This is a genomic window from Kitasatospora sp. MBT66 (assembly GCF_000710405.2).
Classification (GTDB): Bacteria; Actinomycetota; Actinomycetes; order Streptomycetales; family Streptomycetaceae; genus Kitasatospora; species Kitasatospora purpeofusca.
Genome location: NZ_JAIY01000015.1, coordinates 194904 through 196063 on the forward strand (window position 1 = coordinate 194904; position 1160 = coordinate 196063).

Genomic DNA, 1160 nt, shown 5'->3' on the forward strand with positions numbered 1-1160 from the left:
CTGCCCGACCCCCCTCCTGCCCGACCCCCCCTCCTGCCCTGCCTCCTCCGGCACTGATGGCCGACGACCTGCGCGGTCGAGGCTCGCACTTCACGGCCCGTCCAGCCGCGCCACCAGGGCGCGCACCCCGATGGGGAGTTCCCTCACCCGTACGCCGGTCGCGTGGTGCACCGCGTTCGCGATCGCCGCGGCCGTGCCGACGATGCCGATCTCACCGATGCCCTTCGATCCCATGGGGCTGACGTGCTCGTCCCGTTCGTCGATCCAGTACGCCTGGACGTCCGGGACGTCGGCGTTCACCGCGACGTGGTACGAGGCGAGGTCCCGCTCGGCGTGGTCGCCGAACAGCGGATCCATCGTCGAATCCTCCAGCAACGCCATCGACGCCCCCATCACCATGCCGCCGAGGAGCTGTGACCGGGCCGTGAGCGGGTTCAGGATCCGCCCCGCCGCGAACACCCCGAGCAGTCGACGCAGTCGCACCTCGCCGGTGTCCCGGTCCACCTGCACCTCGGCGAACTGCGCGCCGAACGCGTGCCGGGCGTACTCCGAGCCCTGTTCGACGAGCTCCCGGGTGTCGGCACTCGCCGACAGGCCCTGCGTCGGCACCGGCGCTCCCGCGGCGAGTCGGCGTGCCAGCTCGGACGCCGCCGCGTGCACCGCCCAGCCCCAGGAGGAGGTGCCGCTGGAGCCGCCCGCCACTCCGCCGCGCGGCAGGTCGCTGCGCCCGATCTCGATCGTGATGCGCTCCACCGGGACGGCCAGGACCTCCGCGGCGATCACCGCCAGCACCGTGCGGGCGCCGGTGCCGATGTCGGTCGCGTTGACCCGCACCTCGAAGGTGCCGTCCGCCGCCGCCCGCACCTCGGCGGCGGCCGGGGCGATCAGCACCGGGTAGGTGGAGGCCGCCACGCCCGTTCCGACCAGCAGCCGGCCCTCGGCACGTCCTGCTGGGCCGCGGCCGGCCCAGCCGAAGCGGTGTGCTCCCTCCCGCAGGCATTCGGCCAGGTGGCGACTGGAGAAGGGCCGGCCGCTGTCGGGTTCGGTGTCGGGTTCGTTGCGCAGCCGAAGCTCCACCGGGTCGACACCGCAGGCCAGCGCCAGTTCGTCCATCGCGCACTCCAGCGCGAACATGCCGGGCGCCTCGCCCGGGGCCCGCA

At 74.1% G+C, this 1160-nt stretch carries 1 protein-coding gene; it reads right to left on the bottom strand.

The annotated features are described in order from the left end of the window. Positions 1-90: 90 nt before the first annotated feature. A partial coding sequence (locus BI06_RS54170; protein ID WP_233290424.1) for a xanthine dehydrogenase family protein molybdopterin-binding subunit occupies positions 91-1160 on the bottom strand: 1070 nt, incomplete at its 5' end.